This window comes from Ensifer sp. Root127 (assembly GCF_001425225.1).
GTDB lineage: Bacteria > Pseudomonadota > Alphaproteobacteria > Rhizobiales > Rhizobiaceae > Ensifer > Ensifer canadensis.
The window spans coordinates 78,373-104,298 of record NZ_LMDX01000004.1 but is presented as its reverse complement, the minus strand read 5'-3'; the positions used below and the strand labels follow the sequence as shown (position 1 = coordinate 104,298).

Annotated in this window: 22 protein-coding genes; 7 read left to right on the top strand and 15 right to left on the bottom strand. The window is 62.4% G+C overall.

The features are described 5' to 3' along the window. Positions 1 to 19: 19 nt before the first annotated feature. The 9 genes from chrA to ASD03_RS08800 form a co-directional block, all read right to left on the bottom strand. The gene (chrA, locus tag ASD03_RS08840) at positions 20 to 1,426 is read right to left on the bottom strand and encodes a chromate efflux transporter (protein ID WP_057212844.1); all 1,407 of its coding nucleotides are present in this window, start codon (positions 1,424 to 1,426) and stop codon (positions 20 to 22) included. A 1-nt stretch (position 1,427) separates the two neighbouring features. Further along, positions 1,428 to 2,249 (bottom strand): sulfurtransferase/chromate resistance protein, encoded by an 822-nt coding sequence (locus ASD03_RS08835; RefSeq protein WP_057212842.1) that lies wholly within the window; start codon positions 2,247 to 2,249, stop codon positions 1,428 to 1,430. A gap of 209 nt (positions 2,250 to 2,458) precedes the next feature. After that, positions 2,459 to 5,692: a multidrug efflux RND transporter permease subunit gene (locus ASD03_RS08830; protein WP_057212840.1), complete on the bottom strand. Its 3,234-nt coding sequence runs from the start codon at positions 5,690 to 5,692 to the stop codon at positions 2,459 to 2,461. Positions 5,693 to 5,694: 2 nt separating this feature from the next. Further along, positions 5,695 to 6,801, bottom strand: coding sequence for an efflux RND transporter periplasmic adaptor subunit (locus ASD03_RS08825; RefSeq protein ID WP_025429388.1), 1,107 nt, complete (start codon positions 6,799 to 6,801; stop codon positions 5,695 to 5,697). A 300-nt stretch (positions 6,802 to 7,101) separates the two neighbouring features. Continuing rightward, on the bottom strand, positions 7,102 to 8,988 hold the full coding sequence (locus ASD03_RS08820) for a sugar phosphate isomerase/epimerase and 4-hydroxyphenylpyruvate domain-containing protein (RefSeq protein WP_057212838.1): 1,887 nt from the start codon (positions 8,986 to 8,988) through the stop codon (positions 7,102 to 7,104). 25 nt (positions 8,989 to 9,013) lie between these two features. Continuing rightward, complete coding sequence (locus ASD03_RS08815; RefSeq protein ID WP_057212971.1) at positions 9,014 to 9,874, bottom strand: shikimate dehydrogenase; 861 nt, start codon at positions 9,872 to 9,874, stop codon at positions 9,014 to 9,016. Between the two features lie 61 nt (positions 9,875 to 9,935). Further along, a complete protein-coding gene (locus ASD03_RS08810; protein WP_057212836.1) occupies positions 9,936 to 10,952 on the bottom strand; it encodes a TRAP transporter substrate-binding protein in 1,017 nt (338 codons plus the stop codon). A 67-nt stretch (positions 10,953 to 11,019) separates the two neighbouring features. Then, positions 11,020 to 12,300, bottom strand: a complete 1,281-nt coding sequence (locus ASD03_RS08805) for a TRAP transporter large permease subunit (RefSeq protein ID WP_057212834.1) — start codon at positions 12,298 to 12,300, stop codon at positions 11,020 to 11,022. Between the two features lie 10 nt (positions 12,301 to 12,310). Continuing rightward, positions 12,311 to 12,874, bottom strand: a complete 564-nt coding sequence (locus ASD03_RS08800) for a TRAP transporter small permease (protein ID WP_057212832.1) — start codon at positions 12,872 to 12,874, stop codon at positions 12,311 to 12,313. 278 nt (positions 12,875 to 13,152) lie between these two features. Here ASD03_RS08800 and ASD03_RS08795 point away from each other — a divergent pair, with 278 nt between their 5' ends. Next, positions 13,153 to 13,797, top strand: coding sequence for a TetR/AcrR family transcriptional regulator (locus ASD03_RS08795; RefSeq protein ID WP_025429381.1), 645 nt, complete (start codon positions 13,153 to 13,155; stop codon positions 13,795 to 13,797). A 15-nt stretch (positions 13,798 to 13,812) separates the two neighbouring features. Here ASD03_RS08795 and ASD03_RS08790 read toward each other — a convergent pair whose 3' ends face one another. Next, entirely contained in the window at positions 13,813 to 14,304 is a 492-nt protein-coding gene (locus ASD03_RS08790) for an Lrp/AsnC family transcriptional regulator (protein ID WP_025429380.1), read from the bottom strand. Between the two features lie 123 nt (positions 14,305 to 14,427). Here ASD03_RS08790 and ASD03_RS08785 point away from each other — a divergent pair, with 123 nt between their 5' ends. The 3 genes from ASD03_RS08785 to ASD03_RS08780 are packed head-to-tail and all read left to right on the top strand — an operon-like array spanning position 14,428 to position 17,740. Then, positions 14,428 to 16,827: a transketolase gene (locus ASD03_RS08785; protein WP_057212830.1), complete on the top strand. Its 2,400-nt coding sequence runs from the start codon at positions 14,428 to 14,430 to the stop codon at positions 16,825 to 16,827. Between the two features lie 16 nt (positions 16,828 to 16,843). Then, positions 16,844 to 17,020, top strand: coding sequence for a hypothetical protein (locus tag ASD03_RS38745; protein ID WP_156407911.1), 177 nt, complete (start codon positions 16,844 to 16,846; stop codon positions 17,018 to 17,020). Between the two features lie 6 nt (positions 17,021 to 17,026). Further along, a complete protein-coding gene (locus tag ASD03_RS08780) occupies positions 17,027 to 17,740 on the top strand; it encodes a peptidoglycan-binding protein (protein ID WP_057212828.1) in 714 nt (237 codons plus the stop codon). A gap of 125 nt (positions 17,741 to 17,865) precedes the next feature. Here the strand turns inward: ASD03_RS08780 and ASD03_RS08775 are convergent, their stop codons facing one another. Next, positions 17,866 to 18,285: an Rrf2 family transcriptional regulator gene (locus tag ASD03_RS08775; protein WP_057209948.1), complete on the bottom strand. Its 420-nt coding sequence runs from the start codon at positions 18,283 to 18,285 to the stop codon at positions 17,866 to 17,868. 166 nt (positions 18,286 to 18,451) lie between these two features. Between ASD03_RS08775 and ASD03_RS08770 the strand changes: the two genes are divergently transcribed. Beyond that, entirely contained in the window at positions 18,452 to 19,420 is a 969-nt protein-coding gene (locus ASD03_RS08770; protein WP_057212826.1) for an alpha/beta hydrolase, read from the top strand. Between the two features lie 142 nt (positions 19,421 to 19,562). On the opposite strand, the gene ASD03_RS08765 is transcribed toward ASD03_RS08770, so the two are convergent. The 4 genes from ASD03_RS08765 to ASD03_RS08750 are packed head-to-tail and all read right to left on the bottom strand — an operon-like array spanning position 19,563 to position 23,527. After that, entirely contained in the window at positions 19,563 to 20,687 is a 1,125-nt protein-coding gene (locus tag ASD03_RS08765) for a P1 family peptidase (RefSeq protein WP_057212824.1), read from the bottom strand. A gap of 2 nt (positions 20,688 to 20,689) precedes the next feature. Then, positions 20,690 to 21,520, bottom strand: coding sequence for an ABC transporter permease (locus ASD03_RS08760; protein ID WP_057209943.1), 831 nt, complete (start codon positions 21,518 to 21,520; stop codon positions 20,690 to 20,692). An 8-nt stretch (positions 21,521 to 21,528) separates the two neighbouring features. Beyond that, positions 21,529 to 22,428 (bottom strand): ABC transporter permease, encoded by a 900-nt coding sequence (locus ASD03_RS08755; RefSeq protein ID WP_057209942.1) that lies wholly within the window; start codon positions 22,426 to 22,428, stop codon positions 21,529 to 21,531. Between the two features lies 1 nt (position 22,429). Further along, positions 22,430 to 23,527 carry an ABC transporter ATP-binding protein gene (locus ASD03_RS08750; RefSeq protein WP_057212822.1) on the bottom strand — a complete coding sequence of 366 codons (1,098 nt, stop codon included), beginning with the start codon at positions 23,525 to 23,527 and terminating at the stop codon, positions 22,430 to 22,432. A 166-nt stretch (positions 23,528 to 23,693) separates the two neighbouring features. Here ASD03_RS08750 and ASD03_RS08745 point away from each other — a divergent pair, with 166 nt between their 5' ends. Further along, on the top strand, positions 23,694 to 24,773 hold the full coding sequence (locus tag ASD03_RS08745) for a spermidine/putrescine ABC transporter substrate-binding protein (RefSeq protein WP_082523732.1): 1,080 nt from the start codon (positions 23,694 to 23,696) through the stop codon (positions 24,771 to 24,773). A gap of 122 nt (positions 24,774 to 24,895) precedes the next feature. Then, positions 24,896 to 25,750, top strand: coding sequence for a MurR/RpiR family transcriptional regulator (locus ASD03_RS08740; RefSeq protein WP_057209938.1), 855 nt, complete (start codon positions 24,896 to 24,898; stop codon positions 25,748 to 25,750). The last annotated feature ends 176 nt before the right edge of the window (positions 25,751 to 25,926 follow it).

The following is a 25,926-nucleotide window of genomic DNA, read 5'->3' as shown; positions in this document are numbered from 1 at the left end:
GGTGTCCCACGCCACGACCCTATGCAGTGACAAGCACCCACATCATGCCGGCGAGCGCCGAGGCCAGCAATGTCGCGATCACCGAGGTGTTGAAGCGGAAGATCGCCAGCGCCGCCGCAAGCGTCAGCAAGAGTGACGGCAACACCAGCGAGCTCAGGACAGGCACATCGAGCGCAAGGCTGCCGACGCTCCACGGGACGACCTGCGAAAACAACGTGTGAAGGCCGAACCAGACCGCAAGGTTGAGGATGACGCCGACGACCGCAGCAGTGATGGCCGACATGGCGCCGGTCAGGGCGACATTGCCCCTCAGCTTCTCGATGAAGGGCGCCCCGAGGAAAATCCAGAGGAAGCAGGGCACGAAGGTCACCCACGTCGTCAGCAGCGCGCCCAGCGTCGCTGCCGTCATCGGAGAAAGCGTGCCGGGGTCGCGATAGGCGCCCATGAAGCCGACGAACTGGACGACCATGATCAGGGGGCCAGGCGTTGTTTCCGCCATGCCGAGGCCATCGAGCATCTCGCCTGGTTTGAGCCAGCCGTAATATTGCACGGCCTCCTGCGCGACATAGGCGAGCACAGCATAGGCACCCCCGAAGGTGACGACCGCCATCTTGCTGAAGAACCATCCGATTTCGGTGAAGACACTGTCCGGCCCGACGAGCGCAAACAGCAGCGACAGTGGCGCGAGCCATAGGGCGAGAAACACCGCGGACACCTTCATCGACCAGGTGAGGTTGGGGCGGGCGTGGATCGGTGTTTGTTCACCCAGGGCCGAATCCTCGTCCTTGAGGATCGGCCCGGTTGTTTTGCCGTGGCCGCCGCCGATGCGAAAGAGCGGCGAGCCCAGGCGTCCGCCGATGTAGCCGGCAATGCCGGCCGTCAGGATGATCAGCGGGAATGGGACGCGGAAGAAGAAAATCGCGACAAAGGCTATCGCCGCGATGCCGATCATCAGCCTGTTTTTCAGCGCTCGGCTGCCGATGCGGAAAACCGCCTGGACGACGACGGCAAGCACGGCCGCCTTCAACCCGAAGAACAGTCCTTCGATCACGCTGACATTGCCAAAGGCGGCATAGACGTAGCTCAAGGCCAGGATGGCAAGGAAGCCCGGAACCACGAACAATATGCCGGCGATGAGGCCCCCGGCGGTGCGATGCATCAGCCAGCCGATGTAGATTGCCAGCTGCTGCGCCTCCGGACCGGGCAACAGCATGCAGTAATTGAGCGCATGCAGGAAACGGTGCTCGCCGATCCAGCGTTTCTCGTCGACGAGGATGCGATGCATCACCGCGATCTGGCCCGCCGGGCCGCCGAAGCTTAAGCCTGCGATCCGAACCCAGACCCAGAACGCTTCCGCAAGCGAGATGCCGTGGCCATGGGGCGCCGACGCCTTGCTGGCGTCGGCGGTGTGAACGACATCGGTCATTTCATGCACCCTTTTTCGGCGTGGGCCAGTTGTGCGTTTCACCGGTCGCATCGCGGCACCAGCGGTAGAAGGCATCGTAGAGCAGCATGCCTGCCTGCAACTGCTCATGATCGTCTGCATACATGCGGGAGAGCCCGAGCGAAACCGCAAGCAGGCCGGCGGCCTCTGGAGCGAGATCGAGGCGCGAGGTGTCTGCGCCCCGCACGATGGTTGCCAGCTGCAACATCGGCTCCGTTGCCAATCCGAATTCCTCGACCATCACGTCGAAGGTGCAGAGGTCGCCCCGATGACTCCAACGGATCGGGGCGTCGATGTCAAAGGGCGTGGCGTCGAAGCGGTCCGCGACGGCTTCGACTTCGGCGGGTGCCACGAACAGGAAGACGGCGTTTGGATCGACGAAGCGCCGAACAAGCCAGGGGCAGGCGATGCGGTCGATCTTCGGGCGCGCGCGCGTGACCCAGAGCGTGTGTCCGTTCGTCTGACGTTTCGGCAGGGCCGAGACGGGCACGGCCGGATAGCCGGCTTCGACCCAGGCCTCAAAGCCGCCTTCCAGGACATCGGCCGGAATTCCCGCGTGCCGCAGCCAGGCGGCGACCCCGTGGCTCAGCTTCTTGCCGCGCTGGCAGATGATGACGGCGGATCGTCCCGCGAAGTCGTTGCCCCAGTTCTCAACGAGCCGGTAGTCGCGCCGGAGCGATCCGGGGATCAAGCGCGGATCGGCATCGAAATCCTCGCCGATCCTGACATCGATCAGCGCGGGACATTTGGGAGTACCAATGAGGCGGGCAAGTTTGTCCGGGGAAATTTCAAGAGGTGACGGCATAACGCGTCCTCCGTCTGAGCGGTTGAATGGACGCGATACTTCGGCTGTCGCCTCGTGGGGTGATCGCGACCCCATGGTGATATTTTTCCGCTGTTTCGCGCAGGCTGTCAAGCAGTTGTACGGTGCACCGGGGGGGATTGACGACCGCCGTGTCATCCGGCCGCGTGCAGGCGCCTTTATCTCAGCCTGTTGCTGAACCGGCCCTCCCTCTAGGGACTGCCTTGCTCGATCGTGGCCGGGCGCGCTTGTTCGCCGTCCTCCGCGGAAACATGCTTGGCCTCGGTATCGCTCGTCGTTGCCGGTGCGTGCACCCCGCCCGTGGTCGAAAGACCGGCAAGCCGATGGCCGCGCTCGCGCAACGATTGAAACACGACATAGAGGGCAGGGATGATGAAGATCCCGATCAGCGAGGCCGCAAGCATGCCACCCGCGACCCCCGTGCCGACGGCCCGCCGGCTCAGCATGCCTGCCCCTTGCGCCGTGACGAGAGGGACGAGGCCGACGATGAAGGCGAAGCTCGTCATCATCACCGCGCGGAAGCGGGCGCGTGCGCCTTCGACCGCGGCCTCGACGATGCCAGCACCCTTCTCGCGATGGAATTTGGCGAATTCGACGATCAGGATCGCGTTCTTGGAGGCGAGTGCGATCAGCACGACGAGGCCGATCTGGGCGTAGATGTCGAACGACAGGCCCGCCACGAGAACCGAGACCAGGGCGCCCGCGACGCCGACGGCCACCGACAGCAACACAGGGACCGGGATCGTCCAGCTTTCGTAGAGCGCGACGAGGAACAGATAGGCAAACAGCACCGCAAGCGCGAGGATAGCCGTCGTCTGTCCCGCCGCTTCAAGCTCCTGCAAGGCTGTGCCGGTCCACTCGTAGCTGTAGCCCGCTGGCAGGGTCGTTGCCGACAGGGCTTCCATCGCCGCGAGCGCCTCGCCAGACGATACGCCAGGGGCGGGCTGCCCATTGAGCGTGATCGAGCGATAGTTGTTGTACCGCACGATCGACTGCGGGCCGATGACGTATTCGACGCGCGCGACCGAGGCGACCGGGACCATGCCACCGGACGCGTTGCGGACGTGCAGACGCGAGATGTCGTCGATCGAACTGCGGTCGGCTTCGGCCGCCTGCAGATTGACCTTCCAGCTGCGTCCGAAGAGGTTGAAGTCGTTGACGTAATAGGACCCGAGCGTTCCCTGCAGGGTGTTGAAAAGGTCGCTCACGGATACGCCGAGCGCCTGCAGGCGATCCCGATCGAGATCGAGGTAGAGCTGCGGCGAGCTTGCGGAATAGGTGGTGAAGGTGGGGCCAAGCAGCGGATTTTGATTGGCGGCGACGATCAGGCCGCCGGCGGTTGCAGCGAGCTCTGCGGGCGGGCGGCCCTGCAGGTCGAGCAGCTGGTATTCGAAGCCCGACCCCGTGCCGAGGCCCATGATCGGCGGCAGGTTGAACGCGAAGATCTGCGCGCCGCGGACGGCCGTGCCCTTGGCCATGGTCGTTGCGATCGCCGCATCGACGGAGCTGGCCGCGCTGGTCCGCTCGGCGAACGGCTTCATCGTGACGATGGCAAAGGCGCTGTTCGATTTGGCCAGGCCATCGAGGAAGCTGTAGCCGGTAACCGTAATGACGTCGGCGACACCATCGATGCCGCCGAGCATCTTTTCGACGTCGCGCACAACCGCATCCGTGCGGTTGTAGGACGCGCCCTCCGGCAGCCGTATTTCGGTGAAGTAGGCGCCCTGGTCTTCGCTTGGCAGAAAGCCGGTCGGCACGACACGGAAAAGCCAGCCGCTGGCGCCGATTGCGACGGCCAGGAGCAGGATGCCGAGGATCGCCCGACGGGCGATATGCCCGGCGACATGGACATAGCCATCGCGGCCGTTATCGATCCGCCGCGAGAGCCAGCCGAGGACGCCGCGCTTCGGCCCGTGATGCGGCTTCAGCAGGATGGAGCAGAGTGCAGGGCTCAAGGTCAGCGCATTGATGGCGGAGATCACCATCGACACGGATACGGCCACGGCAAACTGCTGGAACAGTTGCCCGCTCAATCCCGGAATGAATGCGACGGGAACGAACACCGACAGCAAGACGAGCGTAATGGCAACGATCGCCCCGGTGATCTCGCCCATGGCGAGACGCGCCGCCTCGGGCGCCTGCATGCCTGGGTTCTCCTCCATCACGCGCTCGATGTTCTCGACCACCACGATCGCGTCGTCGACGACGATGCCGATCGCCAGAACCATCGCCAACAGCGACACCGTGTTGAGCGAAAAGCCCATGGCAAGGATGATCGCGAAGGTGCCGATCAGCGCGACGGGCACGGCGACGAGCGGGATCAATGTCGCCCTGACATTGCCGAGGAACAGGAAGACGACGATGATGACGAGTACGAACGCTTCCAGCAGCGTATGCACAACATTCTCGACGCTCGCCTCGACGAACTGGGTCGTGTCGTAGGAGACGGAATAGGTCAGTCCCTCAGGAAACGACTGGGAAAGGCGCTCCATCGCCTGTTTGACGCCTTCGGCGGCCGCAAGCGCATTGGCTCCCGGTGCCTGGTAGGTGCCGATCATCGCAACCGGCTTGCCGTTGAAGCGGGCGCTCGAATCGGAGCTCGCCGCACCCAGTTCGACTTTGGCAATATCGCGGATGCGCACGAAGGACCCGTCCGGCTCGGCCCTCAGGACCACGTTCTCGAACTGGGCGGGGTCGGTCAGACGTCCCTGGGTCTGCAGGTTGAGCTGAAACAGCGGATCGTCGGTCATCGGCTGCGCGCCGATCCGGCCGATTGCCGCCTGGACGTTCTGCGCCTTCAGCGCGTTGATCACATCGGTCGGCGTCAGACTGAGATTGGTCAGGCGGTCGATGTCCAGCACGATGCGCATGGCATAGTCTTTGGCGCCGAACAGCGAGGCATCCCCGACGCCCGGAACCCGCTTGACCGTGTCCATCAGGTTGATCGTGGCGTAGTTGGACAGAAACAGCGAATCGAAACTGTCGTCCTTGCCGTAGATGGTGATCACCTGCATCAGGGCCGATGATTTCTTGCGCACGCTGACGCCGGTCTGCTTGACCTCCGCCGGTAGCCCGGCCTCGGCAAGCGACACGCGGTTCTGCACGTTGACGGTGGCGATATCGGGGTCCGTGCCGACGGCAAATGTGACGGTGAGCGTGTAGGAACCGTCAGCGCCGCTCGTCGACTTCATGTAGAGCATGTCGTCGACGCCGACGATCTTGCTCTCGATCGGCTGGGCGACTGTTGTTTCGACCACCTCGGCGCCGGCGCCGGGGTAGCTTGCGGTGACGCTCACCTGTGGCGGCACGATGTCGGGAAACTGCGCGATCGGCAGCCGGGTGAGCGCGATCAGGCCCGCCAGCGTGAGGACGATCGAGATGACGGCAGCAAAACGCGGGCGATCGATGAAGATTTCGGAGATCATGCTCAGCCACCCGTCGCCGCCGCTGCGTCAACGACGATGCCCGGTCTGACCTTGCCGACACCTTCGGTGATGACGTTTTCACCTTCCTTGAGCCCCTTGCTCACCACGGAAAGGCCGCGAGCGGAGCGGGAAACGTCGATGCGGCGCAGCTCGACCTTGGAGGCAGCATCGACCACCATGACGAAGGCGCCCTGCTGGTCGCGCTGGACCGCCTGCTCAGGTACCGCCAGAACGTCCTGCTTGTCGGACTGCTCAAGGATAACGCGCACGAGGGTGCCGTCGAGCAGCAGGGAGTTCGGGTTGTCGAACTGCGCGCGCACTGTCACGGTGTCGGTTCCTTGCGCGACGTTGCTGGCGATGAAGTCGATGGTGCCTTTCAGCGGATATTCGGTACCGTTGGGCAAGGTCAGCGCGACATTGGCGCCGCCGGGCATCTCGCCCTTCTGCACCCGCTCCCGGTAGGTCAGGAGCAGCGAGGTGGACACCGGAAAGACGACATAGATCGGATCGAGCCGCGTCAACGTGACAAGCGGCCCGGTATCCGGGCCGACCAGTGCGCCGACATCGGCGGTCGTCAGGCCCAGCACGCCGTCGAAGGGGGCGGTAATCCTGGTATAGGAGAGGTTGAGGTCGGCGCTCTGCTTGCTGCCCTTGAGCCGTACGAGTTCCGCTTCCGCCTTCTTGACTTCGGCGTTAGCGGTATCGACCTTGGCCTGGGAGATCGTATTGCTTGTGATCAGCTGCTTGGCACGGTCTCGTTCGAGCACGGCAAGATCGCGCTGGGCCTCGGCCGCCTGGATCGAACCCTCTATTTCCTGTACCGCCGCCCGATAGGCGCCGTCCTCGACCTGATAGAGCATGGTCCCGGCCGTTACCGTCTGCCCTTCCTTGAAATCGACCGCCTCCAGGAAACCGGCGACGCGTGCGCGGATGTCGACCTTCTGGGTCGCAACGACGCGGCCCGTCAGATCGACGCTTTCACGCAGGTCGACGATCCTGGCGGGCGCCACGACCACGGCCGGCGCCTGCTGCGCGTGAGCGGGCGACAAACTGAATGTGATTGCCAGAAGGAAGGAAAAGACAGAGAAGGCGACTTTCGGCACGGTCATGCCAGGTCCTTTCAGCAACAAGGCCAGGTTCAGTCCCACGTGGTCTGCTCAACCGCACACTAGTCAGGAAAGCTCTTCCTTTGAAGAGTAAATCGCCTTTCTGTAACTGTTACGTCGGCTTTCGACGCACGGTAGCGCGATGCGCAAACCGTGAGCGCCGCCTGGCAGCATGTGGCGTTTGATGCCGAAGATCGACGAGGTGGCGCCGCGATCCACGGGGACGTCAATCCCCTGGGCGCGGACGCATCCCTGCAGTGCGAACGCATCTCTCGGTGCGCACGCCCGGCGCATACCTGACGCTTATGCGCGAGGCATGCCGGCCGGCTCCAGAAACTTGCGAAGTGCTGCGATCCTGAAGATCGCGTTGGCCGCGCCATAGCCGCGGTATCCGCGCCGCTCGACGATCTCGAAGAAGAATCCACCAGAGAAGGTCGGGCTGTAGAGTTGGAAATACTCGCCGTGCTCGTCCTTGTCGTAGAGGATGTTGTGCGCCTTCATCCGCTCGGTGAAATGCGGATCGAGCCCGAAACGGGCTTCCAGGTCGTCATAATAGTTGGGCGAGATCGTCAGCGAGACAAAGCCGCGCTCTGCAAGCACGTCTGCAGTCCTGAAGATATCGTCCGTCTTGAAGGCCAGATGCTGAATGCCCGAGCCGAACGTGTCGGCGATGAACCGACCGGCAAGCGTGTTGCGGTTCTCGGCGCCATTCATTGTGATGCGCAGGGATCCGGCGGCGTTCTCTACCACCTGGCTGCGCACGATGCCCGAGGGGTCGATGATGTCGACAAGCGGGGTCTTATGGGCTTCCAGCAGCGAGGTATAGAAGAGCAGCCACGTCAGCAGTTCGTCGTAGTGCATCGTCTGGGCGATGTGGTCGATCGATGACAACCCGGCCGAGGTCGCGCTGAGGTCTTCGACCGGATCGAACTCGACGTCCCATATGCTGCCGAGGTCACTGTGGCGATCGAGGAAGTAGACGATGCCGCCGCCGACCCCGTGAACGGCTGGCATCTCGATCTCGCCCTCGTCCACCGGCTGGGCGAAGGTCTCGGCGCCGAGCGCCAGCGCCCGCCGGTGCGTGGCCCGGGCATCGTCGACGAGCAGGCCCATCGCATAGGCCGAAGTGCCGTGAACCAGGTAAGAAGAGTTGGCAAAGCCGCGGCTTTCCGTGTTGATCACCAGCCTGATATCGCCCTGCTGGAAGACGGTGACGCTTTTCGTCTTGTGACGAGCGGCCTTGCGGAAGCCGAGTGTGCGGATCAGCGCCTCGAATTGCGGTGCTTCGCTTTCGTCGATGGTGAATTCGATGAAGGCAATGCCTTCGACGCCTGATCGAGCCGGCATTTCGGGAACGGGGAGGGCAATGTCGGGCTCAGTCCGCCGGACCTGGTCGCCGAGATAGAGCAGCGAGCGCTGGCCATCGACCGAGATCGCCGTCGCCGAGCCGCCGCGAAACTGATCGTTGAAGATCTCGAGCGACAGATAGCCGTCATAGCCGGTGGCCGCGACAGCTCGCATGAACTCGAGAACGGGCAGATCGCCTTCGCCCGGCATGTTGCGGAAGTGCCGGCTCCAATAGAGCAGGTCCATGTCGATCAGCGGCGCGTCCGCCAGCTGGATGATGAAGATCTTCTCCTTGGGTATGGAGCGGATGGAGTTGACGTCGATCTTGCGCGCCAGCGTGTGAAAACTATCGAGGATGAGGCCGACATTGGCATGATCGGCCCGGCGCACCACCTCCCAGGCATCGCGGTGGTCGTTGATGTGGCGTCCCCAGGCGAGCGCTTCGTATCCGACCCGCAAGTCCCGCCTGGCCGCCCTTTCCCCCAGTTCACGAAAATCGGCGGCAGCCCGGTCAAGACCGCCGAGTGCGGCGGGAGAGACATTGGAGCAGACGAGCACCAGGTCGGTTCCCATCTCCTGCATCAGGTCGAATTTGCGTTCCGCACGGTCGAACGTCCTGCTTCTGAGCGGCTCCGGCATGCCCTCGAAATCGCGGAACGGCTGGAACAGAGAAATCTCCAGGCCATGGTCGCGCACCATCTGGCCGACCTGGCGCGGACTTTCATCGAAAACCAGAAAATCGTTCTCGAAGATCTCGACGCCGTCGAAGCCGGCCTTTGCTATCGCCTCCAGCTTGCTGCGCAGGTCGCCGCTCAGAGAGACGGTCGCGATCGAGGTTTTCATGCGTGTCTCCTTCGATGCCCTGTCGTCAGGCGGTCAGGGCCTTGAAATGGGCAAGCATGCGGGCCGCATCCGGCTCGCGCCCGGTAAACAGACTAAAGGCGCCGACCGCCTGAAACACCGCCATGCCGCCGCCGTCGAGCGTCTTGCAGCCGCGCCGCCTGGCCTCAGTCAGCAGTTCGGTTTCCAGCGGGAAATAGACGACTTCCGCCACCCAATGATGTGGTTCGAGCAGTTCGGCTGGAAGTGGCAGGCCGGGATATTTCGCCATCCCGGTTGGCGTAGCATGGAGCAAACCGTCCGCTGCTCTCATAGCGGATGGAAGGTCGGTGCCGGCAACAATGTGTGCTTGTGGAAACAGCGGCGACATGCTGGATACCAGTGCTTCTGCGCGCTCGATCTCCCGGTCGAACACCGTCAGTGAAGTTAGCCCCATCGATAGGATCGCGTAGGCTGTCGCAACGCCGGCGCCGCCGGCGCCGAGTTGCACCGCGTGCGACAGCGCTACTCCGGGCAGACCGCGGCGAAAGCCTTCGGCAAATCCCCACCAGTCGGTGTTGTGGCCGATGCGGCGACCCGCCTTGAGCACGACGGTGTTCACAGCACCGAGATCTCGGGCCTCGTCGGACAGCTCGTCGAGAAAGGGAATGACCAGTTGCTTGCACGGGTGCGTGATGTTCAATCCGCAAAGGCCCCGCTGTTCGGCCTCCCGCAGCAACTGCGGCAGGTCGTCCGGGCTCGCGCCGCGCTGCGTCAGGTCGATCAGCTCGTACTCATAGGTAAGGCCCTGTGCCGCACCTTCGCGCATATGCATGGCCGGTGTGAGCGAGGCTTGAATGCCGGCGCCGATCAATCCGGCTTTCAACGGTTTCAGAAGGGTCTCAGTCATCTCGACGGCTTTCATCAATCGGTTGGTTGCCGACCCGCATAAAAGCGGGCCGGCGGCAGGCTTACTGGCCGCGAAGCGTCTGAAGCTCCTTGAACAGGGCTGCGACAGTGTCGGGACCGATTTCGGCGCTGAACTTCTCGATCATCGGCTTGACGGCGTCGCGCAGCTTCTGGGTTTCCTCCGGCGAAAGCTCACTGACTTCCATGCCGGTCGCCTTGATGTCGGCGATCGCTTTGGCGTCGAACTCGCGCGAGACCTGGCGCTGATAGTCGCGGGCCTCGGTGGCCGAGGTCTGCAACACTACCTTCTCCTCGTCGTTGAGACCGTCCCAGAATTTCTTGCTGATCAGCACGATCTGCGGATTGTACTGGTGACGGGTCACCGTCATGTACTTCTGCACCTCATAGAACTTGGCGTTGAGAATGTTTGCGGCCGGATTTTCCTGGCCGTCGACCGTCCCGGTCTCAAGCGCGGTATAGAGCTCGGTATAGGGCAGCGGCACGGCATTGGCGCCGAGATTGTTGAAGAGCTCGATCGGGATCGGCGACTGGATCGTGCGGATCTTCAGGCCCTTGATGTCCTCGAGCTTGGTGACCGCATGGCGATTGTTGGTGAGATTGCGGAAACCGAGCTCCCAATAGCCCAGCCCAACGAGCCCGGTGTCCGGCAAAAGATCGGCAAGGCCGGTGCCGAAGGGGCCGTCCATCACCTTGTCGGCCTCTTCGCCATTGTTGAACAGGAAGGGCAGATCGACGGCGCCGAACTGCTTGACGTTGCTTGCCAGGATGCCGGCGTTCAGAACCGTCATTTCGATCACGCCGCCCTGCAGCGCCGATACGGTCTGCACGTCGCCGCCGAGCACGCCGCCCGGAAACAGCTTGACCTCGATCTTGCCGCCGCTCTTGTCCTTCACCAGTTCGGCGAACTTCTCCATGCCCATCACCTGGGGATGGCCCTTGTTGTTGGCGGCGGCGAACTTGAGCTGGTGCTCGCGGATCTCGGCCAGCGCCGGGCTCGCTGCGATCAGCGCTACCGGCACGGCAAGCCCGAGCGCCATTTTCATCAGTCTGTTGAACATGTTTTCCTCCCAGATTTGGCCGGGTTCTCCCACCGGCCGGTTGAACTTTGCATGTGTTTTTTTGGGCCTAACGCGCAAACCAGGAGACCGGCGCGGTCACCAGTTGCGGGAACAAGACGAGCAGAAGCAGGACGATCAGCTCGGCGATCAGGAACGGCATGACCCCCCTCATGAGGTCTTCCATCTTCAGCTTGGAAACGCCGCAGATGACGTTGAGCACCGTGCCCACCGGCGGCGTGATCAGGCCGATCGAGTTGTTGATGATGAACAGCACGCCGAAATAGACCGGATCGATGCCCGCCTGCCTGATGATCGGCATCAGCACGGGCGTCATGATCAGGATGGTCGGGGTCATGTCCATGGCGGTGCCGACCACGACGACGAGCACCATGATCGCCAAAAGCAGGAGCGTCTGGTTGTCCATCAGCGGCTCGACCAGGGCGGCGAGGTCGCCGGGGACGTCGGCAACCGTGATCAGCCAGGCAGAGACGGCCGAGCAGGCAACGAGGAACATCACGATGGACGTTATCTTCGCCGCTGCCACGAAAACGTGGAACAGCTTGGCCGGCGGCAGCTCGCGATAGATCACCATCGACACGAACAGTGAGTAGACGGCGGCGACGACGCCGGCTTCCGTCGGCGTGAACACGCCGAACTTCAACCCGACTATGATGATAACCGGTAGGAAGAGCGCCCAGAGACTGTCGATGAAGGTCTTCATCCTGATGGCGCCGCTCTGGCGTGGCGGCAGCTGATGCTGCTCCTTGCGCGACACGATCAGCCAGGTCACGCAGAGGGCAGCTGCAATCATCAGGCCGGGGAAAATGCCGGCCAGGAAAAGCTTGGTGATCGAGACACCGCCGACGACGCCGTAGAGGATGAAGCCGATCGACGGCGGAATGATCGGGCCGATGATCGAGGCCGAGGCGAGCAGACCCCCGGCGCGGGCCGGGTCGTGGCCGGATTTCAGCATCATCGGCAACAGAAGTGCGCCGAGCGCTGCCGCATCGGCAACGGCCGAGCCAGAAAGGCTCGCCATGATGCAGGCGGCAAAGATGGCGACGAAGCCGAGCCCGCCGCGGATATGGCCGACCAAGGCCATGGCAAGATCGACGATGCGCCGCGACAGGCCGCCGGTGTTCATCACCTCGCCGGCGAGCATGAAGAAGGGCACGGCCATCAGCGGGAAGCTGTCGGCGCCGTTCAGCACGTTTTGGGCAACGATCTGGGCGTCGTAGAGGCCGAGATACATCATCAGCGCGACGCCGCTGATGATCAGGGCGAAGGCAATCGGCACGCCAAGTGCCATCGGACCAAGCAGAGCGCCGAGGAAAATGGTAACGGTCATCGTCGTCTCCTCAGGGCTTTGCGATGGGTTGGGCGAGCGAAGGAGTCGGGTGGTCGTCGAGGATGGCCTGATCCTCGCTGTCACGCACGAACTCGGCCGTGGCCACATCGATGCGACCCGTGAGCACGCAGAACGCGTCCCAGAGGATGATCAGAAAGGCGGGAATGCCGAAGGCGAGGCCGGCGCCGTAGAAGAAGCCCATGGAAATGCCGGTCGCCGGTGCTGCGACATGCAGATTGATCAGCGTCTGCGTCCAGCTGCCGCTGATCATCAGCCATGTTGCGCCCAGCATCAGTGCCTGACCGCAGAGAATGGCGACCTTCGCGCCGAGCGGCGGCAAGCGGCGCAGCAGCGAGTCGACGCCGAGATGGGCATGTTCCCGCATGGCAATGACGGCGCCGAGAAAGGTCAGCCAGATGAAGAAGATGCGCGACAGTTCTTCGGAATAGGTGATGCCCGTGTTGAAGGCGTAACGCAGCACGACATTTCCGAAGACCAGCACCACCATGCCCGCAAGTAGAAGCGCGATGGCGACCTTCAGCATCAGGAAGCAGAATTCGATTATCCTCACCATTTCGCTCCTCCCAGGCGATCAACCGCGACTTGCGGTCTGTGACATCCGTCATCGATCAGGACATCCAGGCGCGCAAGGCTGGCATGCCGATCTCTCCTCCAAGCGACCAGGATGCCGTTTCAAAATGTACTAACTAGTTCGAATGTCAAGCGGCATGTCTTGAAAGAAACCGGCAAGCCCAATAAGACTTTGGGCAGGACGCGGAGTGGAGCCGCGGTCAATGCGTGACGGCCACGGCCGTTTCTCGTTGAAAATCAAGGGTGAGGAAGTAATTGGGCATGGCGGCGCGAGCAGAGAACGGACGCAAGAACGATCCACAGCGCACGAAGGAGGACATCCTCATCGTCGCGACGGACGAGTTCGCGACCCATGGTCTCGCAGGCGCCCGAGTCGACGCGATCGCCGAAAAGACCCGAACCTCCAAGCGGATGATCTACTACTATTTCGAAAGCAAGGAGGGGCTCTATCTCTCCGTACTCGAGCGGTCCTACCGCAAGATCCGGACGCTGGAGGCCGATCTGCAACTGTCGAGCCTCGCGCCCGAGGCTGCGTTGCGCACCCTGATTTCAACCACCTTCGACCACGATCAGGCCAACCCGGAATTCGTGCGGCTGGTCAGCATCGAAAACATCCATCACGCCGCCCATATGATGCGCTCGGAAGCGATCCGCGATCTCAACGTCTCGGTTATTGAAACCATTGCCGGCATTCTGGAACGCGGTGTTGCCGAAGGTGTGTTCCAGCGCAAGGCAGATCCGATCGACGTGCACATGTTGATCAGCGCGTTCTGCTTCTTCCGTGTCTCGAACCGCTACACGTTCGGCACGATCTTCCGCCGTGACCTTTGCGAGCCGGAGACGATGCAACGGCACAAGGGGCTGATCGCCGATGCCGTGTTAAGCTACCTCAAAACTCAGGAATAGCCCGACAAAACATGTTCAGGCGTTGCGCAGGTGCTCTGTCGGCAACGCGGTCGTATATTTGATCTGGCTGAGCGCGAAGCTCGATCGGATGCTAGAGACGCCAGGGATTGTCGTCAGAAAGTCGACGACGAGCGCCTGATATTTCATCAGATCCTCGACGACGACGCGCAGCATGTAATCCGACTCGCCCGTCATCAGGTAACATTCGACGATCTCCGGCTTGGTCTTGATGGCAGTGCTGAAGACATCGAGTGAGGCGCGGTCCTGCTGCTTGAGCGAGACGTGCACGAACACGTTGACCGCAAGGCCAAGGGCGAAGGCGTCGACGAGCGCGACCGAGCCCTTGATGACCCCACTCTCCTTGAGTTCGTTGACCCGCCGCCAACAGGGAGAGGCGGACAGTCCGGTTGCATCGGCGAGCTCGGCCGTGCTGATCTCGGCGTTCTGCTGCAAGAGATCGAGAATACGGATGGTCGCGGCGTCAAAGCTTGGCGTCTTCTTCGGCATGAAATTTCCTAAAATGGCGTTTCGTCGGTCAGTATTGCCGGTATCGGCAAAAATTCCAACAAAGATAGATCGGATATTTCGCGTCGCTGGGTGTAGCGTTTCCGGGTTCTGGGAGGAGCCGACATGGAAGAGCAGATTCTTTCGACCGCCACGCTGAAATGCCTGAAGGATCTTGAGCGACAGGTCCTCTGGCACGCATGCTGGATGATCCACAACGCCAATCACATCCGGGAAAAAGGCGAGGTGAAAGTCGGCGGGCACCAGGCGTCGTCCGCCTCGATCACCTCGATCATGACGGCGCTGTACTTCCACATCCTTCGGCCGGAGGATCGCGTTGCCGTCAAGCCGCATGCCGCGCCTGTCTTCCACGCCATTCAGTACCTGATGGGCAACCAGACGCGCGAGAAGCTGCAGAATTTCCGCGGCTTCGGCGGCGCGCAATCCTACCCCAGCCGCACCAAGGATATCGACGACGTCGATTTTTCGACCGGCTCTGTCGGTCTGGGTGTCGGTATCACCGCCTTCGCCTCGATCATCCAGGATTACATCGCCTCGAAGCCCTGGGCGCAAAAGCGCAGCGACGGTCGCATGATCGCGCTCGTCGGCGATGCCGAGCTTGACGAAGGCAATATCTATGAGTGCCTGCAGGAGGGCTGGAAGCACGATCTGCGCAACACCTGGTGGGTGATCGATTACAACCGTCAGAGCCTCGATGGTGTCGTTCGCGAAGGTCTGTGGCAGCGGATCGAGGCCATCTTCACCGCTTTCGGCTGGGACGTGAAGGTCGTCAAATATGGCGCCTTGCAGCAATCGGCGTTCAAGGAACCCGGTGGCGAGACGCTGCGCGCCTGGATCGACCATTGCCCCAACCAGCTCTATTCGGCCTTGACCTTCCAGGGCGGCGGCGCCTGGCGCAAGCGGCTGCAGGACGAGATCGGCGATCAGGGGAATGTCAGCAAGCTTTTGGCTTCGCGCAGCGATGACGAGCTTTCCGAGCTGATGAGCAATCTCGGCGGCCATTGCATCCAGACGCTTGCTGAGACCTTTGCCAGTATCGACCATGACCGTCCGACGGTCTTCCTTGCCTATACGATCAAGGGCTGGGGAACGCCGCTGGCGGGGCACAAGGACAACCATGCCGGCCTGATGACCAAGGCACAGATGCAGGACTTCCAGCAGAAGATCGGCGTCAGGGTCGGCGCGGAATGGGAGGAGTTTGCGGCAGTCGCCGATGCCGGAGCTGCGAAGACCTTTTTGAAGAGCGTGTCGTTCTTTGCCCAGGGTACAAGGCGGTTCAAGTCTGAACCGGTGCAATCGGCCGGGCCGGTTTTGCTCGATGACCGCGAACTTTCCACCCAGGCGGGGTTCGGCAAGATCCTCGATGCCCTGGCGCAGCGCGACGATGCGCTTGCCGCCCGCATCGTGACGATGGCGCCTGACGTGACAGTCTCGACAAATCTCGGCCCCTGGGTCAACCGGCGTGGCCTTTTCGCCCGCGACATGCAGGCCGACACGTTCCGCGACGAGAAGGTTCCCTCGGCGCAGAAATGGGCCTTCGGCCCTGGCGGTCAGCATATCGAGCTCGGGATTGCCGAGATGAACCTCTTCCTGCTTCTGGGGGCTGCCGGCCTTTCCCATTCGGTGTTCGGTGAACGCCTGCTTCCGATCGGCACCGTCTACGATCCGTTCGTGGCGCGCGGGCTCGATGCGTTGAACTACGCCTGCTACCAGGATGCACGGTTCATGATCGTCGGCACGCCGTCAGGCGTCACACTGGCGCCGGAAGGCGGCGCTCACCAATCGATCGGCTCGCAGCTGATCGGCATGAGCCAGGATGGGCTTGCCAGTTTTGAGCCTGCCTATCTCGACGAACTCTCGGTGATCATGGATTGGTCCTTCGACTATATGCAGCGCGATGGCGATGCCGTGCACGACGAACGGACGTGGCTGCGCGATACGACTGGCGGTTCCGTCTATCTCCGGCTGACGACCCGTCCGCTCGAACAGATGCAGCGCCGCGAGGATGCGGCCTTCCGCCAGGGCGTGATCGACGGTGCCTACTGGCTGCGCGAGCCGCGACCGAACACCCAGCTGGTGCTGGCCTATCAAGGTTGCGTCGCCCCCGAGGTGCTGATGGCGGCGGGGCGACTTGCGGAACGTCACCGCGATGTCGCTGTGCTGGCGGTGACGTCCGCCGACCGGCTCAACGCCGGCTGGACTGCGGCACAGCGTGCCCGTCGTCATGGCCACCACAGCGCCGAAAGTCACATCGAGGCGCTGCTGGCGCCGCTATCCGATAGCTGCGAGATCATTACCGTGACGGATGGTCATCCCGCCACGCTCGGCTGGTTTGGATCGGTGCATGGCCACCGAACCGTCTCACTCGGCGTCGAGCATTTCGGGCAGACGGGCACGATCGCCGACCTCTATGCGCATTTCGGCATCGATACGGACTCGATCATCGAGGCGGCGGAGTCGATCGCTCTCGGTCGCAATCGCCGCAAGTTCAGGCAGGCGGGATAGGCTCGTGACGCGCTAAGTGGACGTGCGACATGCCCCTTTTTGCCACGGCCGCGGCCTCGCCGAAGCGCTTGCGCGCTTCTCGCGCAAGGTCGGCGTCGATGATGCCGCAAGCGAAGAACTGCGGTCGCCCTTGGCAGCCATGGCGCAGGAGCAGCGTGAATTCGCCGACCGGCCGGCCAGGGCGGCGGTCTAGACGTCGTTGATCGGCGCCGGTTTCGACACGGGAACGGTCGCTGGCAATTTCGGCAGCCAGACCCGCCTCGCCATCACATCGTTCCAGCGCGCCCGCGGCCTCGTGCAGACCGGTTTCGTCAATCAGGAAACGGCCGCAGCACTTGGTTTGGCGACGACGGCGCCAAAGCAGGAGATCCTCTCGCTTGCGACAGCCCGCCGATATGACGCGGCCGACCTCGATGGCCTGGAGGATGCGCGGGTGGTGGAAATGGTGCGCTGTCTCTCCCCGCTCGCCCTGACCTATGGCCGTTTCGACGGCCATCTCTATGCTGCCGCCTACAGGGCCGAACATGTCGCCTGGGAGGATGCAAGCAACACGGCCGTCCGCTGCGGCGGCTATCTCGCGACAATCGGCTCTGCCGAGGAGAACGCTTTCGTCGCGTCTCTCGTCAATGGAGACGGACATTTCTTCGACGGTGCTTTCGAGGGTGGCGAGCACCGGCGCGTCGGCCCCTGGCTGAGCCTTGTCAAGGACGATGCTTCTCGCCCATGGCGATGGGCAAGCGGTGCTCCGCTCGACTACACCAGATGGTTTCGCCAGGTTCCGAAGGTTGGCGGGGCCGGTATCCTCTATGTGGCTTATCGCGCCAACCAACTGCCGCTGACGGCCACGATCGAAACATGGGGCGCTCGCGATCGGGCGCTGCCGACACCGGGCTTCATCGCCGAGCTCGACTAAAGCATTTCCAGGAAAAGTGCGAGGCGGTTTTCCGTCAGGAAATGCGTAAAGACAAAGCGATAGAGCGTTTGTGCGGTCCCGTCTAAATCCGAAACGCTCTGGGCCCCAAGGTTCCTCGGGCGCGCTTAGCGCGCTGCTGTAAATTCCCGGGCAATCTGCGCCAAAGTCAGCTTGCCAAACTCGTCGTTGAGCACCGTTTCCGCCGCCAAGAACGCCTTTGACAGATGCGCGTTGACGGCCCGCTCAACGGGGCATCCTGCATGATCGGCGGCCAGCCCCAGCGAAAAGACGGATTTGTCGTTGAGCGCCTTGTGGACATCGAGAACGGATATTTCTTCCGCGCCGCGGGTCAGCAGCCAGCCGCCACCAGGCCCGCCTTCCGAGCCGACGATACCATGCCGTTTGAGTGCCGCCATCGTGCGACGGACCACCACCGGGTTGGTGGAGAGCATCAAGCCGATCGTCTGCGACGTTTCGGTGCCGCCGAGCAGATGCATGTGAACGAGCACATGCAGCATTCTTGAAAGGCGGTTGTCCTGTGGCATCGACCACTCCTATGTGTAACTTAATTTGTTATGAATTATTGACCTGTCGATGTTCGTAACATATTGTGTTGCGCATAGGAATGAAGCGGACAAGGGCACGGTTTTTGATTTCTGTAGCGATATCGTTTCGTTCGAAGCCCGAAAGCGGAACTGTTTGGAGAAGAGAATGCAGGAGCGCCTCGTAGACGCGAATGGAATTCGTTTGAACTTCCTGGAGGCGGGCGAAGGGCCGGCGGTCTTGTTGTGCCATGGCTTTCCAGAAACCGCTTATGCATGGCGACATCAGGTTGCGGCCCTGGCGGCCGCCGGGTTTCGTGCGATCGCGCCGGATATGCGCGGCTATGGCAAGAGCAGCCGCCCTGACGAGGTCGATCAATACACGCTCTTCCATCTCGCCGGCGACATGGTCGGGCTGCTCGATACGCTCGGCGTCGAGAACGCGATCATTGTCGGCAATGACTGGGGCGCGAGCGTCGCCTGGCAGGCGGTGCTGCTGCGACCTGACCGCTTCACCGGCGTCGTGGCCATCGGCGTGCCGATGATGTCGCAACCGCCAGCTCCACCGACGCAGATTTTCCCGAAAACCGCGGATGCACTGTTCTATGCGCTCTATTTTCAAGAGCCAGGTGTCGCCGAAGCCGAGTTCGAGCGGGATGTGGCGTTGACGCTGCGCAAACTGATGTTTGCCGCGTCCGGCGAGGCCGGACCGCGCGACGACGACAGGACGCCAAATCCCTTCGGCATGGTGTCGAAACGCGACGGTCTGCTGGCCAGCCTTCCTGTCCCCGCAAAGCTTCCGGACTGGATCGGCGATGCAGAGTTCGAGAATTTCGTGCACGCTTTCCGGCAAAGCGGCTTTTCCGGAGGGCTGAACTACTACCGCAATCTTGATCGGAATTGGGCACTGCAATCCTGCCTGAAGGGAAAGCTCGTCGACGTTCCGGCAGTATATCTGATGGGGGAGCGCGATACCGGATTGGCCATTCCCGGCATGCGCGCGATCATCGCCGAGATGCCGCGACTGGTGCCAAAGCTGGTGGATACCATCTTCCTACCCGACTGTGGGCACTGGGTGCCGCAGGAGCGGCCCGATGATGTCAGCACTGCCATCATACGGTTCGCTCAGGGCTTGTAACGGAACCAAGAGCCAGCCGTTACCCTCGCCTGTCAGTGCGGCGTCGCCGACAAATCCTAAGCCGGTAGAAGCGCGCCGAAAAAGGCACGGCATCGAAGCTGCCTTGGTCGGCAATCTGGGCGGGAAACACAGGGAAACCGCATCAGCGCCCGTACTTCCGCATGACCTCGAGAAGTGGTTCATGTCTGATGGCTTCGATCTTGAACCGGTCATGCGCGGTGCCGCCTGAATCTTCCGCTGCGATCATGGCGTTGACCACCGCCTCTTCGACGGTGTCGACCGTTGCCAGATAGACGGGATCGAGCATTTCGTCATTGACGATCTCAAGCGCGAGGCGCGGCGGAGCGCGGTGCGCCATCGGCTGCGGGTTGGCGGTCGAAAACGCCAGGAAGATGTCGCCGGAATTGTTGCCGCCGGGCGTGCCGTTGCGGCCGATGCCGATCGAGGCGCGACGGGCGAGGCGTTGCAGCTGGTGCGGGGCCATCGGCAGATCGGTGGCGATCACGACAATGATCGACCCGCGCTCCTGCATCTGGCTCTGCGGCGTGCCATCGCGCATGTGCTCGCCGACCGGTACGCCGCAGATTGTCAGCCAGTCCCGCTGGCCATGGTTTGCCTGCACCAGCGTGCCGATCGTGTAATCACGCCCGCCAAACTCGACGACCCGAGAGGCGGTGCCGGTGCCGCCCTTGAACCCATAGGCGATCATGCCGGTTCCGCCGCCGCAATTCCCCTCCTTAACAGGTCCGCCGCTGGCAGCGTCGAGTGCTGCCCGGACCTCGGCTTCGCCGATGGGCTGGCCGTTGATGTCGTTCAACACGCCGTCATAGGTCTCTGCGACCACCGGCATGATCCAGAGAAAATTGTCGCTGTCATAGGTGGAGGCATAGCGCTCCAGCATCCACTTGATCGTGGCGTGATGGGTCATGCCGACCGCATGGGTGTTGGTGATCATCACCGGGCCGAGGAAGAAGCCGCCATCCTCGATCCAGTGAGTGCCGGTCATTTCGCCGTTGCCGTTGAAGCGATGCACGCCCGCATAAACCGGGATGGGCACGGCCGAGCCAGCATGTGGCAGGATGGCGGTGACCCCGGTTCTGACCGGGCGCTTGCGCCCCGGGCGCGGCACGTCTTCTGAGATTGTGTGGAAGCCGACGGCGATCCCTGCGACATCGGTGATGGCGTTCAGGGGGCCGGTCCGGCCCTTGAATGGCAAGCCGAGGTCCCGGGCGCGTGTTTGAGAGACGGTTTTGCGTTTGTTGTCCATGATCATTTCTGCCGGGAGCGGAGGTAGAGGCCGAGAGAGGCGACGACGAAGGAGAAGGTCAGCATCATCACCGCGATCGCATTGATCTCCGGCTTGATGCCGCGGCGAAGCATGGCGAAGATGAACATCGGCAGCGTCGTCACATCGACGCCGGCGATGAAATAGGTGATCACCAGATCGTCCATCGAGATGATGAAGGCGAGCAGCGCGCCGCCGACGATGCCGGGCAGAAGCTGTGGCAGCACCACCCGTCGAAAGGTCGTCCATTCGTCGGCGCCGAGGTCGGCCGAGGCGTTTTCGAGTGTTCTGTCCATGCCGGCCAGCCGCGCTGAGACAACGATGAAGACATAGGAAATCAGGAAGGTGCACTGGCCGATGACGATCGTCGTCAGGCCGAGGCTGATCCCCGAATTGACGAAGAAGATCAAAAGCGCGATGCCGAGCACGATGTCGGGCATCAGCATCGGCATGAACATGATCACCCGGTAGAAACGCTGACCGAGAAAGTCGAAACGGTAGAGGCCGATCGCGATGGCCGTGCCGAAGACGGTGGCGATCAGTGTCGTGGAGGTGGCGATGACGAGGCTGTTCCACACCGCCTGAATAAGCTGGCCGGTCGATTCGATATAGAGCGCATTCTCGGAGATCGTCGTCTTGAAGCCGAGCACCTGGGCGTACCATTCGGTGGTGAAGCCGGTCCAGGTCATCATGTTGACCGGGTTGGCGTTGAACGAATAAACGGCGATCACCACCAGCGGGATGTAGATGAAGGCGAAGAAGAGAGCGGTGTAGGCGAGCAGGCTTCCGCGGAAGAGGGATTGAGCGATCTTCATGGGGGACCTCAGCGAGCAAGTGCTGCGTCGGTGCCGCGGCGGCTAGACGCGAGCACATAGACGAGCAGCAGCACCAGCATCACGCTCATGACCATCATCGCCAGCGCCGAGCCGAACGGCCAGTTGCGGGCGGCCAGGAACTGCTGCTCGATGAGATTGCCGAGCATCATCACCTTGGCGCCGCCGAGAATGGCCGGGACGACGAAATTGCCGAGCGCCGGAATGAAGACGATGATCGCGCCGCCGGCAATGCCGGGAGCCGTCAGCGGTAGGATAATGCGCCAGAATGTGCGGATAGGCCCGGCGCCGAGATCGAGCGAGGCACGCACCAGCGTCCAGTCCAGCTTCTCGACGCTGGCATAAACAGGCATGAACATGAACGGGATGAAGACATAGACCATGCCGAGGATGATCGCGCCGTCCGTATAGATCAGGTCCAGCGGCCGGGCGATCAGTCCCGTCGACAGCAGCATCTCGTTGACGAGGCCGGTCTGGCGCAGGATCAGCACCCAGACGAACAGCCGCACGATCAGGCTGGTGAAGAAGGGCAGGGTGATGAGGAACAGGCAGAAATTCTTCCATCGCTCCGACAGGCGGGCGATGCAGAAGGCCGCGGGATAGCAGACCAGCAAAGCGGCAATAACGGTGAGTGCGGCGATCTTCACCGAGCGGATGAAGATGGCGATATAGACGGGATCGAAATCCTCGAACATCGGATCGGCAAAGCCGAGGATGCGGCCGAAATTGTGCGGGTAGAAGGTCCATTCCACGCCACCGTAGAGGCCTGGCGCCAGAAAGCTCGTGACCATCATGATGGCGAGCGGACCGAGGAAGAAGACGGCGAGGAACAGGGAAACGGGACCGAGCAGGACGGCGAGCTGGACGCGGCGGCGAATGGCGATCGACATGTCACGCCTCCGCGCAAGGGTGAATGAGGTGTACGGCTGCCGGGTCATAGGCGAGCCGGGCGCGGCGCGTCCGCTCGATGTCGCCGATCAGGCTGCGACGGCCGGCGGGGATCTCGGCGACGATCTTTCTGCCCGCCTGTGTGCGGCCGAACAGCTCGAACGTCGAGCCGACGAAGACGATGGCTTCCAGGTCGATGTGGAGACAGGGAAAGGGAAAGGGCTCGGCTTCATCGGCGAGGAAGAACTGCTCAGGCCGGATCAGCGCCGTCGCTGCACCCGATGCCGCTGACGGCGTTCGCCGATGGCGGATTTCCGTACCGTCGCTGGTCATCAACCGGTCGCCATCGATCCTGCCTTCGAAGAGATTGCTTGCACCGATGAACGTCGCGACGAAACTGTTGACCGGGCGGTCATAGATCGCGCGGGGCGTATCGAGCTGCTGGATGCGCCCACCCGAAAGAACGGCGACGCGATCCGACATGGTGAGCGCTTCCTGCTGGTCGTGCGTCACGAAGATGAAGGAGATGCCGAGCTCGTGCTGCAGTGTCTTCAGCTCTATCTGCATGGCCTGGCGCAGGTTCTTGTCGAGGGCCGAAAGCGGCTCGTCGAGCAAAAGCAGTTTCGGACGCGCGATGATGGAACGCGCAAGCGCGACCCGTTGCTGCTGGCCGCCGGAAAGCTGGCGCGGGCGCCGGCCCTCCATGCCCTCAAGGCCCACCATCTTCAGGGCGGCTGCCACCTGCTCGCGCCGCCTGGCCTTGGCGACGCCGGCGACCTCAAGCGCATAGGCGGTGTTTTCACCGACCGTCATGTGCGGGAAGAGCGCGTAGTTCTGGAAGACCGTGTTGACGGGGCGGCGATAGGGTGGCCTGTCGGTCATGTCCTCCGCGTCGATCAGGATGCGTCCGCCGTCGAGCTCGACGAAGCCGCTGATCGCCTGCAGCAACGTGGTCTTGCCGCAGCCGGATGGTCCGAGAAGCGTGAGGAACTCGTTGCGCCGCACCTGAAGATCGATGGCATCAAGCGCTGTCACGCTCCCGCCTTCCGGAGTGGCGAAGGCTTTGCTCGCCCCCTCCAGCCGGACAATGGAATCCTGCATCTGTCATTCCCCAAAATGTTATTTAAATAACGCTTGTGCGTTTTGGATATATGGATACCATTTACTCATCGGTGTCAACGGCCGCAGAAGCCGGAGCCGGCAAGGACCAGGGAACGGTCCGATCCTGGGGGCGCAAGTCCCCACGAACCATCAGAGGAGACTATCTATGACGAAAGCAAGCCGCGTCGTCCGGGCGACCAGGGCCAAACTCTTCGGCCCCGCACGGGCCGCCGCATTCTCGCTGTCCGCCTTGATCGCCATGACCGGCCTCGGCCATGCCGCCGAGCTCAACATCTACAACTGGGGCGAATACATCAATCCGGCGGTCCTGAAGAAGTTCGAGGAGGAGACCCAGATCAAGGTCAACCTCTCCACCTATTCCTCCAACGAGGAGATGCTGGCGAAGATCCAGGGCGGCGCGACCGGCTATGACGTCGTCTTTCCGTCGGTGCACATGCAGGACATCATGTCCAAGCTCGACCTTCTGGAGAAAACCGACATCAATGCCTATGAAGGTTTCAAGAACATCGACCCGGCGTTCCTGAGGGCTAAGAGCGACCCCAAGGGCGAGTTTTGCCTGCCCTACGCCTTCGGAACCGTCGGCATCGTCTACAACCGCAAGGTCCTGGGCAAGGACGTCGTCGGCTGGAAGGACCTGATTGCGACCGTCAAGGAAAAGGGGCTGAAGTTCACTCTGCTCGACGACATGCGCGAGGTTCTGGCCGTGGGCTTGATCCTCAACGGCCACAAGGTCAACTCGACCGACCCCGCCGAGCTGCAGCAGGCGGCCGATACGATCATCGCGATGAAACCTGACGTCGCTGCCTTCACCTACGATACCCGGCCGATGGTGCAGTCCGGCGACGTCGCCGCCGGTCATTTCTTCGTCGGCGCGATGGTCGACGTCTTTGCCAACCAGAAGGACCTTGGCTACGTGATCCCCGAGGAAGGCGCGACCATGTACCAGGAGGATATCTGCGTCCTGAAGACCGCGCCGAACAAGGATAGCGCCATTAAGTTCCTGCAGTTCTACACCCGTCCGGAAGTCGCCGCGCTCAACGTCTCCCAGCAGACCAACGGCACCGCCAACGTACCGGCACGGCAATTGACCCCCGACCAGATCAAGAATAGCAAGGAAATCAATCCGACGCCCGAAACGATGCAACGGCTCCAGATCTTCGAGGACCTGGGCTCCGGCGTGCGCCAGCTCGATCGTGTCTGGACGAAGGTGAAGACGGCGCAGTAGCGGCGACAAAGATCGGCAATTCCGCCCGCCTGCCGCAAGTTAAAAGGCGTTGCAGCGTCGTTTGCGCGTCATATCCGACGCGCGGCGCTGTCAGCGGGCGGAAGTATCTCCGGGGAGGGGACGTGGCACAACGAATCCTGAAGCTCGTGCAGAGCGAGGAACTCAGGCGGTCGAAATCCGACAAGCTGATTGCCCATTACATCGAGCGCAATCTGGCGGAGATCCCGTTCGAAACGGCAAAGTCGATCGCAAGCCGTCTCGAGCTGTCGCCGATGACCGTCGGGCGCTACCTCCGGCGCATGGGCTTCGACGGCCTCGACCAGCTGAAGCACGAGCTGCGGCGCGGCAGCTCCAACCCGGCCTGGCAGGTGAAGGGTCCGGTCGACAGGCTGCGCGAAGACATTCGCGAGGGCAAGCTGCTTGCAGGCTTGATTCAGGAGCAGATCAACAATCTCGGCATGGTCTACGAGTTGACGACCTCGCCGGAATGGCAGCAGGCGATCGACGCGCTGATCGGTGCCAGCGAAGTCTATGTCGCCGCCTATCAGAACGTGCGCGGTATCGCTCAGTATTTTGCCAGCCAGCTCTCCTATACCCGCTCGCGGGTGCAATTCGTCGATGGCCTGAACGGAACCTATTCGGAACTGCTCGATGGTTCGGTGGAGGGCCGCGTGCTCTTTCTGCACGACGTGCGCCGCTTTGCCGCCAAGGCGAAGCCGCTCGCGATGGAGGCGCGCCGGGCCGGCGTCAAGGTCATCCTCTACACGGACGAATATTGCCCCTGGGCAGCAGAGGTGTCGGATATCTGCCTTGTGGTCCCGGGCTCGCATGGCCCCCTGTGGGATGGTGCTGCCACGACTATTGCCGTCATGGACCTGATGCTCAGCAACATCATCGTCGTCCTGGGTGACGAGGTCAGCGAACGGGTCGGCATGCTGACGCGGCTGCAGGATGTGTTCGGCGATTTCGAGGCCTGAACGGTGCGAAGGGCGCTTCGCTTGCGCTCCTTCCCTCGTCGTCGCGGGAGCTCTGTTGCCTCGCTTCCCGGAAAGCTTCCCCACCGGTCGCCGTTGAACGTCGAGGCCGCCAGTGAATGTCATGCTGCCCGGGCCGATGCGTCGCTGCCGACAACCTTGCAGCCGCCCGCGCCTTC